Source organism: Apibacter sp. B2966 (genome assembly GCF_011082485.1).
Classification (GTDB): domain Bacteria; phylum Bacteroidota; class Bacteroidia; order Flavobacteriales; family Weeksellaceae; genus Apibacter.
The window spans coordinates 1,108,833-1,126,628 of sequence record NZ_CP049714.1 but is presented as its reverse complement, the minus strand read 5'-3'; the positions used below and the strand labels follow the sequence as shown (position 1 = coordinate 1,126,628).

Annotated in this window: 12 protein-coding genes; 6 read left to right on the top strand and 6 right to left on the bottom strand. The window is 29.2% G+C overall.

Going from position 1 to position 17,796, the window contains the following annotated elements; all coding sequences use genetic code 11:
- Positions 1–9: 9 nt before the first annotated feature.
- The 5 genes from G8C43_RS04845 to G8C43_RS04825 form a co-directional block, all read right to left on the bottom strand.
- A complete protein-coding gene (locus G8C43_RS04845; RefSeq protein WP_166004510.1) occupies positions 10–1,134 on the bottom strand; it encodes an efflux RND transporter periplasmic adaptor subunit in 1,125 nt (374 codons plus the stop codon).
- Between the two features lie 129 nt (positions 1,135–1,263).
- Positions 1,264–2,622: a sensor histidine kinase gene (locus tag G8C43_RS04840; RefSeq protein ID WP_166004507.1), complete on the bottom strand. Its 1,359-nt coding sequence runs from the start codon at positions 2,620–2,622 to the stop codon at positions 1,264–1,266.
- A complete protein-coding gene (locus G8C43_RS04835) occupies positions 2,619–3,296 on the bottom strand; it encodes a response regulator transcription factor (RefSeq protein WP_166004505.1) in 678 nt (225 codons plus the stop codon). Before G8C43_RS04835 ends, G8C43_RS04840 begins: the two co-directional genes overlap by 4 nt.
- A gap of 152 nt (positions 3,297–3,448) precedes the next feature.
- Positions 3,449–6,112: a methionine synthase gene (metH, locus tag G8C43_RS04830; protein ID WP_166004503.1), complete on the bottom strand. Its 2,664-nt coding sequence runs from the start codon at positions 6,110–6,112 to the stop codon at positions 3,449–3,451.
- A 140-nt stretch (positions 6,113–6,252) separates the two neighbouring features.
- Positions 6,253–9,042, bottom strand: coding sequence for a hypothetical protein (locus G8C43_RS04825; protein ID WP_166004501.1), 2,790 nt, complete (start codon positions 9,040–9,042; stop codon positions 6,253–6,255).
- Between the two features lie 191 nt (positions 9,043–9,233).
- Here G8C43_RS04825 and G8C43_RS04820 point away from each other — a divergent pair, with 191 nt between their 5' ends.
- The 5 genes from G8C43_RS04820 to G8C43_RS04800 all read left to right on the top strand — a co-directional run bounded on the left by G8C43_RS04820 (position 9,234) and on the right by G8C43_RS04800 (position 15,798).
- The gene (locus tag G8C43_RS04820; RefSeq protein ID WP_160541832.1) at positions 9,234–10,616 is read left to right on the top strand and encodes a T9SS type A sorting domain-containing protein; all 1,383 of its coding nucleotides are present in this window, start codon (positions 9,234–9,236) and stop codon (positions 10,614–10,616) included.
- A gap of 42 nt (positions 10,617–10,658) precedes the next feature.
- Positions 10,659–11,852, top strand: a complete 1,194-nt coding sequence (locus tag G8C43_RS04815) for a hypothetical protein (RefSeq protein WP_160541833.1) — start codon at positions 10,659–10,661, stop codon at positions 11,850–11,852.
- 229 nt (positions 11,853–12,081) lie between these two features.
- On the top strand, positions 12,082–13,488 hold the full coding sequence (locus G8C43_RS04810; RefSeq protein ID WP_166004499.1) for a T9SS type A sorting domain-containing protein: 1,407 nt from the start codon (positions 12,082–12,084) through the stop codon (positions 13,486–13,488).
- A 47-nt stretch (positions 13,489–13,535) separates the two neighbouring features.
- A complete protein-coding gene (locus tag G8C43_RS04805) occupies positions 13,536–14,726 on the top strand; it encodes a hypothetical protein (RefSeq protein ID WP_160541835.1) in 1,191 nt (396 codons plus the stop codon).
- A gap of 124 nt (positions 14,727–14,850) precedes the next feature.
- Entirely contained in the window at positions 14,851–15,798 is a 948-nt protein-coding gene (locus tag G8C43_RS04800; protein WP_160557048.1) for a DMT family transporter, read from the top strand.
- A 92-nt stretch (positions 15,799–15,890) separates the two neighbouring features.
- Here G8C43_RS04800 and G8C43_RS04795 read toward each other — a convergent pair whose 3' ends face one another.
- Positions 15,891–17,222, bottom strand: a complete 1,332-nt coding sequence (locus G8C43_RS04795) for an HTTM domain-containing protein (RefSeq protein ID WP_166004497.1) — start codon at positions 17,220–17,222, stop codon at positions 15,891–15,893.
- Positions 17,223–17,277: 55 nt separating this feature from the next.
- Here G8C43_RS04795 and G8C43_RS04790 point away from each other — a divergent pair, with 55 nt between their 5' ends.
- The gene (locus G8C43_RS04790) at positions 17,278–17,466 is read left to right on the top strand and encodes a hypothetical protein (protein WP_166004495.1); all 189 of its coding nucleotides are present in this window, start codon (positions 17,278–17,280) and stop codon (positions 17,464–17,466) included.
- Positions 17,467–17,796: the final 330 nt, after the last annotated feature.

Here is a 17,796-nt window from a genome sequence, read left to right as displayed (position 1 = left end):
CTTTTTGTTTTATTGGGCTTCCAGTAAATATATTCCTCCTTCGGTCACTATATTTTCTCCTGCTTTAATTCCCTTTTTTATTTCGGTTTTGTCTTTTGAAATATCTTTGGTTTCAACCTTTTTCTTGATGAATTTATTTTTATCTACTTGTACAAATACAAATTGATCATCGTTTACTTGATAGATTGCTCGGGTAGGAACTGTTAAAGTTTCTTCCGGTTCATTTTTAAAATGAACGTTTACATACATTCCCGGTTTCAGGGCTCTGTCCGAATTGTCGCATTCAACCAAAACTTCAACACTTCGGGTGTCTTCATCCACCATTTCATTGACGTGGAATATTTTGCCGGTTATATTTTTATCGGGAAAAGCGTCTGCCTGTATGGTAACTTCTTTTAGTTTATTAATGAATCCTAAGTCTTTTTCTTTTATTTGTCCGGCAATCCATACTTTATTTAATTCTGCTATGGTGGCTATAGGTTCAGCTTCTTCTTTGATATATTGACCGATAACTATTTTGCTGGTAATAATTTCCCCTTTGATTGGAGAGGTAACAACTAAGGGTTGACCTAATTTTAAACTGCCGGGATTTATATTAAAAACTTTTAAAGCAGCTTTTGCATTTTCAAGTGCGGATCTTTTGGTTTCGTAATCGGTTTTAGCTTCTTCTACCACTCGTTGTATTCCTACTCCATGCTCTAATAGGTCTTTTTGTCTTTTAAGATTTAAATTTGATAAGGAATATTCTTGTTGCGCTTCAAAATAATCTTTTTGAGCGTTGAAATATTCGGGAGAGCTGATGGCGAAAAGAGGAGAACCCACCTCTACCTTTTGTCCCAGCTTTACAAAGGATTGAGTAATTCTGCCTGCAAACGGAGGTACTATTTCCGCATAACCGGTTGGTATGGCTCTGACGACTCCTACGGTTGCTAAGTCGGGGCTTAACCATTCACTTTTTACGGGTTCTATTTTTAAGTGATTATTTATGTTAGAATTATCCGGTAAAATAATTGTGTTTCCACTAACAGTAAATTCCGGTCTTTCTTCTTCTGTATTTTGTTTATGGCATGAAAAAGTTATAAAGCATAATCCTAAAATTAGTAAGTTGATGTTTCGGATTTTTATAGTTTTCATATTTTCCGCCTTTTTTAAAAATTCTTAATTTTTTTTGTATACAAAAATAAGGTAACTAATTGTTAATGAATATTAAAAAAGATTTAAAAAAAAATTAGAATTTTATTAGAAAAGAATGCAATACAAAGGTTATAATAGAATGATAAGGGTAGTACCTTGATGCAATTGACTGGTTACGTTGATAGTTCCGGAATGCAGTTCAATAATTTTTTTAGTAAGAGAAAGGCCGATTCCGTTTCCGTAGGTAAAGCTTTTATTTTTTCCTCTGTAAAAAGGAGTGAAAATTTTGGTGATATCTTCCGTTGGAATTCCAATACCACGGTCTGAAAATTTCAGTTGAAGTTTTGAATTACTAGTTGAAATGGATATATGGCACAGGTGATCTTCGGAAAACTTACATCCGTTTTCAATAAGATTGATAAAGGCTACTTTTAACAAATATTCGTTGCCCATTAGTACTGTTTCATTATCGAGAATGAAATCATCTTCAAAAGATAATTTTGTTTGATAGGCAGCATTTGCTTGTTGTATTTGACTGCAGGCATCTATAAGGATTTCATCGATCCTTGTTGGCTTAAATGTTATTTTAGAGGGATCATAACTGGCTTTTGCCAGATCAAGCAAATTATTAGATAATTTAGTGATTTTTTTAGCATCTGATAAGGCGTTTTTCAAAATCCTTTGATATTCTTCCGATGTTTTTTGATGATGTAAAGAAAGTTCCAGTTCAGCAATAATGGCTGCTAACGGGGTTCGTAATTCATGGGAAATATTGGAAACAAAATGTTTTTGCGTTTCAAAAGAATTTTCCAACCGATTCAGCATTTGATTAAATGTAATTGCCAATTCGGAAAGCTCATCCTTTTCAGGTTTGGTTTTCAATCTAACCGTTAAATGATTGGCTGATATTTTTTTCATTTCCGTGGTTAGATTTTTAATCGGTTGGAATACTTTTTTAGAAAAATAATATCCGACAAGGATGATAAAAAGTATGGAAAATATAAAGATAATACATGAATTTCTCAATAAGGACTTGAGTTCATTGTATCCGTATTGGTCATAGGCAGCCGCAGTGATTATGTATTTATTGTTATTATAGGAATAGATAAGTCCTATTACTTGCCAGTCGCCCTGATGAAATTTGATCTCTCCTTTGGAATAAATTTCATGAATCATTTCAGGAGTTTCTTTCACAAAATCAATATCTACCGCATCATGATAGAGAAGATGAAATTCTTTATCATATACAGCTACTTCAACTTCTTGAATTGTTTGATAATTGTTATGATAAATTTGTTGAAGGGTTTGTGAGGGTACTTTCGCTTTAAAATAAAGATTTGCTTTGGTTATGGCTTCTTTTTTTAATAAAGAATAAAATTCATTGTCTCTGTTTTGTTTGGCTGAAATATAAATAATAGTGGCAAATATCAGCAATATGGATGCTGTAATCAAAGAAAATAATAGGGTGATCTGAGTACGAATTTTCATGTATCGGATTTTAATATAAATCCCATACCGGAGCGAGTATGAATAAGTTTTTTTTCAAAATCTTTATCTACTTTTTTTCGTAAGTAGTTAATATACACATCTATAAAATTAGTTCCCGTATCAAAATGAGTGTTCCATACTTTTTCGGCAATTTCCGTTCTGGAAATAATTCTGCCTTGATTTTGCAATAAAAATTCCAGGAGTTTAAATTCTTTTAGGGTAAGATTTAATTCTTTATTGCTTCTTTTCACAATTTTCGTCTGCAAATTCATTTCCAGATCACAAAATTTTAAGATAAATCCTAATTTATTTTTGGATGATCTTTTTAACAGAGCTTTTATTCTTGCTTTCAATTCTCTCATTTCAAAAGGCTTGACTAGATAATCGTCTGCTCCGGCATCAAAACCGTCAATTTTATCGTCGGTAGTTCCCAATGCGGTTAACATGATAACGGGAAGTTCCGGTTTTAACATTCTTATTTCTTTACAAAGAGCTATTCCATTAATTTCAGGCAATATAATATCCGTAATTATCAGGTCAAAATCATGGCTGAGAAACAAATCTTTTGCCGATAAACCGTCATAAGCTAAGGTTGCAGTAAATCCTTGTTCCTTAAGACCCTTTTTTATCAGTTCCGAAACTCTTAAATCGTCTTCAACTAATAGAATATTCATAATTGCAAATGTACCTTTTCTTTTTATATTAGATAAGGAATTATTGGCTTAGTAATGTTCTCTATAAAGAAAAGTAGTATCTTAGTTTAGCTTTTATAAATATTTAATTTATTCCTTTTAAAAACAAGAATAAAAGTGAGATAGTAAGATTCTTAGGCTAAATTAGGTTTAAGCCAATATTGTGCGTCTTCAAGTTTTATTTCTTTACGTTTAGCATAATCTTTAACTTGTTCTTGCGTAATTTTCCCTAATCCGAAATAGTTAGATTGTGGATTTGCAAAATAATATCCCGAAATTGAAGAAGCCGGATACATTGCAAGACTCTCAGTCAATTGTACTCCAATATGATCCGTAACATCCAACAATTCCCAAATAGTGAGCTTTTCTAAATGATCCGGACAAGCAGGATAACCGGGAGCGGGACGTATGCCTTGATATTTTTCTTTAAATAGTGATTGATTATCCAAGATTTCATCGGGAGCATATCCCCAAATTTCTTTTCTTACCTTATGATGCATGTATTCAGCCAAGGCTTCCACAAATCTATCCGAAACAGCTTTTATCATAATAGCCGAATAATCGTCATGGTTTGTTTCGTAATGTTTGGCCAAGGCTTCTGCTCCAAAAATAGAAACAGCGAAACATCCTATATAGTCGTGTAAATTTTCTTTGTTTTTAGGTAAAATAAAGTCGGATAGGGCTAAGTTTGGTTTTCCTTCTGACTTTACAGATTGCTGCCGTAAGGTTCGAAATGTATGAATTAGTTTATTGTCATTCGAGTAAATTTCAATATCGTCTTGTTCATTGGAATTGGCTTTAAATAATCCAATTACGGCTTTGGGTTGCAATAGTTTTTCAGCAATTACTTTTTCAATCATTTGTAACGCATCATGATATAATTTTGTGGCTTCTTCGCCGGTTACTTCATCTGAAAGCAAGTCGGGATATTTTCCTGTCAGTTGCCAAGTTCTAAAGAAAGGTTGCCAATCGATATATTCCGTTAGATCTTCCAGGTGTATGGAAGAAAATACCTGTACACCTAGCTGTTTGGGTTTACAGGGAATGTATTGATTCCAATCAATAGTTAGTTTATTTTTACGAGCTTGTTCTAGCGTAAGATATTCTTTTTCAGTACTTCTATTTAAATAGCCTTCTCTTAAATGGGCATATTCTTCTGATATTTTTTTCTTAAAATCCTCGCTTTGTGAAGAGAGTAAAGAAGATGCAACGGTAACAGATTTAGAGGCATCTAAGACATGAACAACCGTATGACTATATTTAGGGGCAATTTTTAAGGCGGTATGGATTTTTGAAGTAGTAGCTCCTCCAATCATGACCGGAAATGAAAGATTTCTTCTTTCGAGTTCTTCAACCACGTGGATCATTTCATCTAAAGAAGGAGTAATTAAACCACTAAGTCCAATCAAATCCACCTTCTCACGGATGGCGGTTTCGATAATTGTTTCCTTAGGAACCATAACTCCTAAATCTATAATTTCATAGTTATTACAAGCCAATACGACTCCGACTATATTTTTACCGATATCATGAACATCACCTTTAACGGTAGCCATTAGTATTTTACCGTTAGATTGAGATTCTCCGTTTTTTTCTGCTTCAATGAAAGGTTGCAAGTATGCAACGGCCTTTTTCATTACTCGAGCAGTTTTAACCACTTGAGGAAGAAACATTTTACCCGCTCCAAATAACTCGCCAACCGTATTCATTCCATCCATTAAAGGGCCTTCAATTACATCCAAAGGTTTATTGGCTTGTAAACGGGCTTCTTCAACATCTTGTTCAATGTAGTCCGCATTGCCCTTTATCAAAGCAAATTCCAATCTTTTTTCAATCGGCCACGACCTCCATTCTTCTATTTTTTGCTCTTTTGTATCCTTATTTTCAACAATAGTTTCTGCATATTCTATAAGCCTTTCGGTAGCTTCTTTATCTCTATCAAATAAGACGTCTTCAATTTTTTTAAGCAATTGCGGTTCAATATCTTGATATATGGCCAGTTGGGTGGGATTGACAATTCCCATATCCAATCCGTATTGGATGGCATGATATAGAAATGCAGCATTAATCGATTCCCGAACTTTATTATTTCCTCTAAACGAAAAGGATACATTACTTACTCCTCCCGAAACGAAACACCCCGGAAGATTTTCTTTCACCCATTGAGTTCCTTCAAAAAAATCTAGTGCATTTCTTCGGTGTTCTTTCATTCCGGTACCTACCGGGAAAATATTGAGGTCGAAGATGATATCAGAAGGGTTAATTTTTAATTGATGAACCAAAATATCATAGGAGCGTTGGGATATAATTTTTCGTTTTTCCAAATTATCGGCTTGTCCTTCTTCATCAAATGCCATAACAATCATAGCCGCTCCGTATCGTTTGATAATTTTGGCTTTTTTTATAAATTCTTCTTCTCCTTCTTTTAGGCTGATGGAATTAACTATTCCTTTTCCTTGAATGTTTTTTAATCCGGCTTCAATGACTTCCCAATTTGAAGAATCGATAACGATAGGAACTCGTGCTATATCGGGTTCAGAAGCAATCAAACGTAAAAAGGTAGTCATAGCTTTCACGCCGTCAATTAAGCCTTCATCCATGCAAATATCAATGATCTGAGCTCCTCCTTCCACTTGATCTCGGGCAATTGAAAGAGCTTCATCGAATTTTTCATTTTTTATCAGATTTAAAAATTTACGCGATCCGGTAACATTGGTCCTTTCACCGATGTTTATAAAATTGCTTCCAGGGTAAACAGTAAAAACTTCTAATCCTGATAATTTTAATGTATTCTGCATGGGGTAATTCAAAGAATTAACAAAGTTACGATTTTTGTAACTTATCTTGTTGAATGTTTTATGCTATTCGTTATTACTTATTTTATGAAGAAAACATTGTTTAATTTAATGTATGTTATTCTTGTAAATCTTATTTTTTATTAAAAAATCAATAAAGTTTCTTTAAGTCCACTGAATGTGAGTTTCCATAGAAAATTAAAAAATGATTTGTCTTTACTTCTTTCTACTTTTTTAATTTTCGACATTTTTAGGGAGTCTTTTGAATTTTTTATTAAGGCAAGATTTGCAAGAGAAGAAAGGAATTTTTTTTCTCTTTCACCATCCTTTTTATATAGGGTAATTTTTAAATTTTTATAATTCATACCGAATGTACCGTTTCCAACTGTATTATCGCCATCAAAATTAAATGAAACTTTTTGGATGTTTCCATTTGCCGATATATGTAAATAAGGTTTTATAAATGGATTCAATTTTTCGGCAGGAAGTCCGTATAAATTTCCTTTAACGGTAAAATTATCCGATTTATTTAATGTATTAAATTTCCAACTGGCAGATAGTTTTCCGGATTTCATGAAAGTACTTTTAAAATCTATGACTACATCGGGTAAATGAGAAACATCATATCCACCGGAAATATTTTTAATTTTTGCATTGATATTGGTAAAGAAAATTTTTCCAATATTGTTAGTAAGGGATTCTTCTTCATACGTTAAGGAAGAATTATAAAAATGGACTTCTTTAATATTTAACTTAAATTTTAATTTTCTAAGTTTTTCGCTGAAAAAAGGTTTGTAAACTGGTTTGTAAACATTGTCAGGAATGTCGTATTGATGGATAGTGGTTTGCATATTTTCAACGATGACTTTAGGAGCAATAAAATCTATTTGATTATCTAATGAACCCCAATTTAATTTGGGTATTGCAATTTTGGAAAGATTCACCGTATAAGCATCAATACCCTTTTTTTTCATAAAATTCAATTGACTTTTTTTGGGCCGTATATTTATAGTGTTTGCATATAGGGAAGTATGGGAAAGTAACAGATGGTTCATTTGTAACGTATGAGATCCCATATCATGGTAAATATTTTTACCTGTTATATTGAATTTTGAAAAAGAAAAAGGGAAACCGAAGGTATGGGTATCGGATGAGTCTTTTACCTTAATGTCGTATAGTGAAAGCTTTAAATCTTTTATTGATGTAGTGAGTGTTGTATTAGCCGCATTATATTGATGGATGGAGGATTTGCCGATTAAAAATGTATCTAAACGAATTTCTGTATCCAGGTCATACGTGTTGAAATGTATATTTTTTGATTTGACTTTAACTTTTGGATTTTGAAATATTGAAGCTTTCATTTCATTTATAATCAGAGAAGAAGCTTGTAAACTGAATTTATTGTTATTCAAATCCCACTTTATCTTCGGGAGTAGTATATGATCCATATGGATTTTATAGAGGTTCTTGTTTACTTTTTGTGCTGCAAATTTTTGTGGAGATATAGTAGGAATAATGTTTAAATTCTTTGCTTCAAATTTATTATCAGATAAAATCATTTTATCTATTTTGAAATTATAAAATTTAAATCCTGTATAAAATATATGGTTTGCTTCCAATTGAAAATTTGAGTAGGAGAAAGGAATATATTTTTTTGTATTAGTAAATATCGTATTGATATTAATATCATGAATCGAATAATTAATGTTTCCCATTTCCAATAATGAGTTATTAGCCGGATTGAAGTATTGAATATGTGAATTAGCTATGATAAAATTTTTTATTTCAAGAACATCGTCGAATAAATAGGTAAATTTACCTGAATTGTTTTTAGCTGATTTAGTTTCATAAGGTTGTTTTATAATTAAAGAATTATCATATAATTTTAAACGTTCCAGGGTGATTTTATCATTAACCTTGTTGATTATTTTTAGAATTTCGATATTAACATTATTGCTTGTTAAATGATTATTGAAATTTAATTTCGATTTAATTATTTGGATGGTATCAATACTCAAATTAAAAGGAATTATTCGGTCTATATGCTCCGTAATGTTTTTAGGTTTTGAATTTTTTTCAATGATTGCAATATTAGTAGAATCAACTTCAATTTTAGAGGTTTTAAGATAAAAGTAACCGTTTTTATCATATCCCCAATCTAAATTTTTGACCTTTGCGGTTGGGACCTCTATAGAAAGTAAGGTTTTTTGAAAATAATTTCCGGTTTTAAAATTCTCTTCGGATATATTCGGATATAAAAGTATTTGATTGGTTTCAAGAAATCCGTTGGTAAACTTAAACTTTTTTAATTGTAAATGATGAATTTCATCGAGCTGATAAAATATATCTGACACATCCAATTTTACTTTATCGTAAGTAAGCGGTATACGTTTTTCATTATCCACCATATCCCATAATACCCCGGAAAGGTGAAGGTTTAGATTTCGTAAAGAAGCTCTTTTAGCTCCGTATGCCTTGTCGTAAAGAGCTAAATTTCCTTTATTAATTTCAAATTTTCCAATTTGAATTGAATTTCCCAGCTTGTATTTTACTAAATCATTTTTGTGATTTAATGAATCGGCATATTGTTTACAAATGATATCCGGTTGGTCAATTTCGATAAGATCTGCAGCTAAATCTTTAAATAATAAAAATCGTATAAATTTTACCCCGTGTATTACTATTTTTTTTACTTTGATGGTATAAATGCCCTTTTTGTTGGACTTGGGAGCAATATTGATATCACTTATGTTCATTTCTCCCTGGAGGAGCGAATACGTAACATCAGAATAATTAAATTTATATGGTGTATCATTTCTTTTAGAAATGAAATCAGGTAAACTGTTTTTAATCCAACTATTAATTCCGAAGTTAAATACACCCCCCAGAATAAAGAGAAAAATTAATCCTAATGAAATTTTTTTCCATTTCATACAATTGGATTCTTTTTTATCAAATATATATAAAAAATAAATCCAAGAATAATAAAATAAAAATAAAAGTGAATTATTGGGTTGGAAAAGTAAATGATAAGAGAATTTTAATTTTGAAAAAATTTAAATCCTAGATAATATTTTATCCAATATTACTATCTTTAACCCATTAATAATTAAAAAGATGATCTATGAAAAAAATTTTATTAGTTTTATGGGTAAGTGTTCTTACTTTACAAAATTTTAATGCGCAAAATTCAAAAGCAGTTTGGGAGAAAAAATTAGATGAGGGAAATCTTTGTTATCCTGGCATTAATGATATGGCCAAAACCCGATCTAGGGGAGTTGCGCTAATTGGAGATTGTTCATTAAGATTAGGGATATTATCTAAAATATTTTTTCTAAACCCAAACGGTGAATTAATCAAGGAAAATTTCTTAGATACTGATTTAAATGGTGGAATCAGAATAGCTAATAAGATAATTCCCAATTCTGACGGTTATGTTATTTTTGGTATAGATGAAAAGAAATTTTCAGATAAATCAAAAAATAAATTGGATAATTTATGGATGATGCAGACCGATTGCAATGGTGGTGTAATAGAAACAAAAATTATTTGGAGTAAGAAATCTTTTGATAAGAATAATAGTGGATATGGAACGATTGAAATTCTATCCGTTAAAACAATTAGTGACGGCTACTTACTTACAGCAAAAATATACGATAAAAACAATCAATTTGTTAAAGTTGTTTACAAACTTGATAAGAATGGTCAAGTTTTATGGGAAGTTAATTTTGATGAAAAGTTAAGTTTTGAAAATCTTGAGGTTTTAAAAGAAACAGTTCATAACGAGTACTGTATAATAGGGTATATTAAAGAAAGTTATAGATCATCCAATAAAAATTTTTATGTCAAGTTAGACAAGGAAGGAAAGATTTTGACTCAACATGAAATAGTTGAGTTGGGTGATTTTAAAATGAAACCCATCACAAATAATAAAAATAAGCTCTTATTTTCAGTTAAAAATGAAGAAAATAAATTTATGGTAGTTGAGCTAAATGAAGATGGAAAAGTGATATCTAAGATTATCTATGATATGGTTATGGAAAATGATTCCACTTGGATGGAAACTGATGATGATTGCTATCTTATTGGAGGAAATGAATTTGTTAAAATAAATAAAAAAGGAGAAATCTTATGGAAAGAAAAAGTAAATAATAATTACGGTTATAATAATCTATTTAATTTAGGAAATAATGAATATATAGCTTTTAATAATTTTAATATTTTAAAACTTAAGGATCAGCAGCCATTCTTAGGAATAGATGATGTTTCTGAAAAAAGAGAGAACGTATTTTTATATCCTAATCCGGTTGAGAGCTATTTATATATAAATGTTCCAAAAGGAGAAAAAATCAAAAAAATATTGGTAACCGATATTAGTGGGAAAAAGGTGTTTGAACACAATACATATCAGGATAAATTAGATGTTTCAATGTGTCTGCCTGGTGTATACTTTTTAAAAATTGAAACCGAATATAAAGTATATGTTCAAAAAATACTTAAAAAGTAAAAAATTATTTTTTATTTAATAATTCACCAAATAATAGAGACAATGAAAAATATAATTATACTACTAAGCATACTATTTTTTACAGTTATATATGCGCAAAACCCTAAGATTAATACCTTAAATACTTTTGAAGGTTCGAATCAAGTAAAAACTATTATAAAGAATACGAAAGGCAATTATGTGCTGTTAGAAAATACATGGTATTTTGAGCCTGAATTTGAAGATGTTTATTCCATAATAATAAAGGAATTAACTGATGAAGGCAAGGTTATATGGTCAAGAAAATTAGAAAAGGTAAATACAAGTGAAAAAGGTATTTTTTTAATAGAGAATGATAAAGGGTATTCAATTTTTACTGAGGATGGTCAATTGATCAAAATTGATAATTCAGGAATTATTTATTTTAGAAAGAAAACAGGTATTATAATGCCTCGAAATATATTGGCATCAAGTAAAGGAGGTTTTTTTCTTTCAAACACTTTTAATAAAAAAGAGGATATATGGATATATAAGTTAAATTCAGAAGGTGAAATAGAATGGGAAATAACTAAAGATCAGTATAAGGCAGTATATGTTTCAATAAGACAAAAATCTTTAAACGGAAATTATTTGGCGTTAGTAAAAAAGAAAGATAAATCAGATGCTTCAAATTTCTATATAATGGAATTTACTGATTATGGTGAAATAATATCAGAAAAACAAATACCTAATCATATCATTTATCAATCTAATAAAAATCTAGATTTTTATCAAGACAGGTCCGGTAATTATTTAGTTTTCAGTACAGAAGATACTTCTGATCATGAAGTCAAATATAATTTAAGTTCAGAAGATATCAGATTAGTGAAATTAGATAAAGATTTTAATGTAATATTTAATAAATTATATGGTTTTGCAATAGGTAATGACTTTTATTCAACCTATTTAGGAAAAATTATTGAATCGGAAGAAGGAGGATATCTTTTTATCTGTGAGGAGAAATTTAATACAACAACTTATTTTGATAGTAGTATATTTAAGATTGATGAGAATGGAAATGTACAATGGTATGAATCTTTTCATCTTAATAAGGCTAATTTTATTGATTCTTTAATTCCAATGGGTAAAAATACCTATATGGTATCTATATACTCAGAGTTTAATCCAATGAATTATTTTTCAGAAACAAATATTTTTAAAATTACAGATAATTTAAATTCTAAATTTAATCCGTTGTTGTGTCCGGCAGAAGATTAAAGATTAAAAAAAGTGATTTAAAATTTTATTAATTATAAAGCTAGATTATTTGAAAAATAATCTAGTTTTTTTATGAAATATAAAAATTAAAGAAAAATTTATTATTCCAAACAACATAGTTTCCATTTGTTCATAGTCGGATAATACTTTTTTATAATAAATATTAAAATCCCGTAGAGTATTTTATCCAAGATTACTACTTTTATGCACTAAAAAATAAAAGTGATTTATGAAAAAAATTTTACTAGTTCTATGGGCAAGTGTTCTTACCTTGCAAGAAAGCAATGCGCAAAGTGCAGAGGTACTTTGGGAAAATAATTTAAACTATTCTATTGCTGATGTCGCTAAAACATTATCCGGGTATGCTTTAGCTGTTAATGAAGAAATATACTTTTATGGAAGGAATAGAACAAGTTCAAAGTTAATTTTTACTGATATAGATGGAAAAGTTGGTAAAGAAATGCATTTAAGTGAAGATATTTATGGAGTAGACAGAGAAGTATATCGGTTAATGGGAGAAAAAGACGGTTATATTATTTTTGGAATAGACAAATATGATTATTTTGATTTTCCTAAAAAAGGAGAAAATGGTGTATGGATAATGAAAACCGATTGTAACGGATATGAGATTTCAACAAAATTTATAGATTTTAATCAGAGATTGGATAGAAGAAATAAATTAATTTCTTACAGTTTCAAAGATTTGCAAATTATGTCTGTACTACCAGTTAGTGATGGTTATCTTATTACGGTAAAAAAAACAGACCCACACATAGATAAATATGAAGGAATAATAATTAAAGTTAATAAATCCGGAGAAGAACAATGGCGTACTATTTTAGATAAATCATTGGGTGGGTATTGTATAGCTATTAGGGAAGATCTCGATCAAAACTATATTTTTATAACACAATATGAGGAATATATGTCAGGCAAATTCGGTAGTTCCTATTTATTGAAGGTAAATAAAGACGGCATTAACATTGAAAATAAAGAAATCAAGGAAATGTATAATGCTTTATCTGAAATAAATTATGTAAGAAATAAAAGTAAAAAATTATTATATTCCTATAAAATTGCAAATAATAAGTTGAATATAATTGAAATAAATGAAGAGGGGGAAAAGATTTCTAATTTAACTTTTATTGGTGAAAATAACGATAAATCGATTTTAAATTCACTTGAAACAGCAGACGGTTTTTATTTATTGTCGGAAAACACAACTTTAACTAAAATTAATAAGCAAAAGAAAATTATTTGGAAAAAAACTTTTACTAATGATGATAATAATACAATTTCATTCATCAAAGATTTGGGAAGTAATGAATATATATTAGTAAATAAATATAAAATTAGTAAAATAAAAGATAGTAAATTTTTAGGAATTGAAAATCAGACTAATAAAGAAGAGCAAATTATTTTATATCCAAATCCGGTAGATGCTTATCTAAATATAAAAATACCTACTGATCAAAAAGTAAAGAAAATATTTATTACAGATATCACAGGAAAAATTATTTTACAAGAATACAAATATCTGGATAAAATAGATATGTCTATGTTTATACCGGGAATTTATATACTAAAAATAGAGAGTGAGTCAGAAGTATATGTTCAAAAAATACTTAAAAACTAAGTAAAAATATTTTTAGTTAATTAATTCATAAACATAATAAATAGATAATGAAAAATATAATTATATTAATAGGAATTTTGATTTATGCAACCCTGTCTGCACAAGATCCAACTGTGGAATTGAAAAAAACTTTAAATACTTATCAAATGTCATCTATGATAAAAACTAAGGATGGAAATTTTATGTTTACAGGCTATTCTAAAGATTTATATCTGAAAGATTCTTTGACTGGGGTTATTTTCATGCCATGTAAAGCAGTTTATATAACGAAATTAGATAAAGAAGGTGATCTTTTATGGACAAAATTTTTATCAGATGGAAAGTCTGAACAATCCGGACAATTCATTGCGGAAGGTGAATCAGGTTTTTTAATTCTGATCAATGGATCCCAATTGATTAAAGTTGACTATTTTGGAAACAAAATTTGGGAAAAAAATGTGGGTGAAGTATCAAAATTAATATCATCAGACGATGGAGGTTATATAGTCAGTGGAAGTTTTGAAGGGGGTAAAGTATGGCTTTATAAATTGTCAGATGCAGGAGAAATCCAATGGAAGATTTCTCAAGATCAATATAAAATAAAAAATATAACTAATCTCATAAGGACAATTGATAATCAATTTATTTTGTTAGATAACAGAAAAGATGATAAGGGAAATAATAAATTTTACCTCGTTAAATTTAAAGATGGAGGTAGTATAACATGGGAAAAAGAACTATCTCCCGAGATTTTTTCAAAGTCAAGATATAATCAGATACTTATTCAGGATAAATTTGGAAATTATATTATAGCAAGTGATGAAACATATGAAACAAGTTCTGATTATAGAATAACTAAATGGGATGAACAAGGGAATTTAGTTTTTAGTAAGATATATGGATTAATGAAAGGAGATTACTATTCTAAATCAATAAAGTTGTATGAAATAGTAAATACACTTATTGAAGCAGAAAATGGAGGATATATTATTGGAGGAAAATTTTTTAAAATCGGAACTAGAGGTTTAAGCTATGGATACTTATTTAGAATTGATGATCAAGGTAGATTTTTATGGAGTACGCAATTAGACATAGATAAATTTACAAGTTTAGATATATTAAAACCTATTGAAAAAAATAAATTTTTAATAGGAATAAATAATAATCATTCAAAAAGTCAAGAGAATATATCAATACTTACGATAACAGATAATTTTGATGCTAAATACGATCCAATGCTTTGTCCATTAGTCGAATAATTATTTAATCGGCATTTGATAGTCTAAAAAAATTAAAACATATGTAAACTAGATTATTTTTTGAATAATCTAGTTTTTTTTGTGAAATATAAGAAATACATTTGCAGCAAATTTTGCACTAAAAATGAGGGCAGCAAGGTATATATTATTACGCTTACCAAGAAAGTCAAAAGCACTGGTTGGAAAATATGGAAAAGGATCCTTTTTTAAAGGATCATTGAGCGCAATTATTTCATCCATGACCTATGGATTAATTCCTTTATTTAGCATTCCTTTAATGAAAAAAGGATTGAATTTTGATACGGTGTTGTTTTATCGATTTTTATTGGCATGTATTGCTGTCGCAATACTGATGAAAATAAAAAAAGTACATTTTTCAGTTTCCTTGAAAGAATTTAAAGCATTAACAGTTCTAAGTTTACTTTGCAATACTTGTTCACTCTTTTTCTTTCTATCCTATACGTATTTAGGAGGAGGAGTTACCACTACCGTCCATTTTTTATATCCTGTTTTTGTTACCATCATTATGGGAATCTTTTTTCGTGAAAAAATTTCCGTTAAAGGTTTTATATCAATACTATTGGCTGTTGTTGGTGTTGCCCTTTTATCTTTGGGGGAAGGAATAGGTCACATCAATTTCAAAGGAATTGTGTTTGCTCTTTCAGCAGCAATATTTTATGCATTTTTTCTGGTATTATCCGTTAAATCAACCGTAAAAGATATGCCGGTGCTTAGATATACCTTTTATATTCAAGTTATTGGCGTGGTTTATCTTCTTATATTCTGTTTATTGACTGGTTCTTTTCAATGGTTTCCGGTAAAAGATACTTCATGTGTTCTAAATATAACATTATTAGCTTTAATTCCCACCATAGTATCAATTATAACTTTAGTTGAGGCGGTTAGAAGAATAGGATCTACTCTTACCTCAGTTTTAGGCGCATTTGAGCCCATTACCGCTGTTATTATAGGAGTAGTAGTGTTTTCAGAACCCTTTTCCTCAATGATGTTAGTTGGTATTCTCCTCATAATAATGGGTGTTTTTGGGATTATAGTATCTCAAAAAAAGTAATGATATGATTTAATTTATTCTTACTATATTAAACAATACAAGTAGCAGCATCAATTTAATTTATCACTTATCTGTTAAATTTAATAAAAAATCTATTTTCTGTAATCATCATATAAAAGAATCCAATCGGAATGTTTAAAATAATCCCAGCTTACATCTGCTAAATCAATTTTTGGGTCAATAAACCTCTTATAGGGATGAGCATTTACGGATACTTGAGTATCGGCATAAATTTCTACATCTTTATGACGCAATTTGAAATCCTCTTTTATATATTGAGCCGCTTGCCATATAAAGTCAGGGTAACAATTGATTCTAAGTATTTGTTTATCAGTAAATATATCCTGCATACGAAACGGCAGAATTTTTTTAGTTTTTTTATCAATAACAGTAAAATGTGTTGACCCATTACGCTGTCTCAGCATCATTCTCCAACTTAACCGATGCCCCTCTTCAGTCCAAAATACATTTCCTTTAATGAAATAATGACGTATAGGTAAAATCAGTTGAATAGTGAAATAAATTACTAAGAGAAAATACACCGTTTTTTTATTAGAGTAATCATATTTATTTTCTTCGAAAGAAAGATTTGGGCGCTTTTTGAAAAATATTTTACGGATGGTTTCCGGAGGATAGAAAAAAATGGTAAAGCTTAAGGCAAAATAGGGGAAAATTCCTACGTTCAGAATAAACGAATTAGCAAGATGAAAAATTAAACAGGCAATAAAAGCTAACGTTCGGGTTTTTTTCCAAAGCATTAAAGGAACAACCAATCCGTCAAATAAAATTCCAAGATAAGCTATAGAAATATAAAACCATTTTTGGGTGAAAAATGTGCCGATCAAAGGGATATTAGTTTTATTGGAATATAATAAACGCGTAAAAGTTCCATCTAACCAATCAGGATAAAGTTTAGCAACACACGCAAAAAAATATAAAATGGATATTTGAAATAATAAAACGAATGAGCACCATTGAGGCATGGTCAAAGATCTTATATTTTTATTTCTTCTTGAGTCCAAAGAATAATAAGCATTCGCAGGTAAAAAGAGCATAATAATACATATTAGAATTAAAAAATAATAATGATTATTATAAGCTGTTTTTTGCATTAAATATTGAGCCGTCCATAATATAGTAAAACATAAAAGACTTAAACGATATCTATAACCTACCATAACCAAAAGTCCCAATATACCTAAACAAATAAAATAAAGATACATACCATATCCCGGTAGAGGGTGGAGCCATGTAAAACCAATAAACGGGAAAAAGACTTTAGGAGTAATTAAATTGATGTTTACCCAACCTGTTAAAATTGCTCCCCAAGTTTCCGCCAATAGCAAAAATCCAAATAGTATACGGAATACAATCAATGGTGAATTATCTATTTTGCGAAATAAACTTTGTCTTGATAGTACCATGCTATATTTATTTGTTATACAATAAAGATAATAAATAAAAAATAATTCAAAATAAATGATTTCGGGTAAATTGAATAATGATATAAGTTCTATTGCTGAATGGATTCTTAAAATAAGAAAAACATATTTAGGATTAATTCCCTTTGAATTTCCAAATATTGATGATCAAGTAAGACTATTAGTACAAAGAAAAAATTTAACTTTTACCATTGATGACCTGGTAAGGAAATTTAATTTTGATTAGATCTTATTATAATACACATAATTTATTACAATTGAGTACAGCATTAAACTTTTTAAAAATTTAAAGCGGCCATACAATGACCGCTTTATTTGTTTTCACAGCATAGAAAGAATATCTATCTGTGAATGCTCAAAATTATAATTATAAGATAAAATAAATATTAATGCAAATATAGTAAATTTATTTTAATATGCTATTATAAATATTTATTTATATATTTAATTATTATAATTAATAGAATAAATAAATATATTTATTTAAATATTCTATGGTTAAAGTACGTTAAACAAGCGGTTAAACAATAAATGTAAATTATATATTTATTTTATA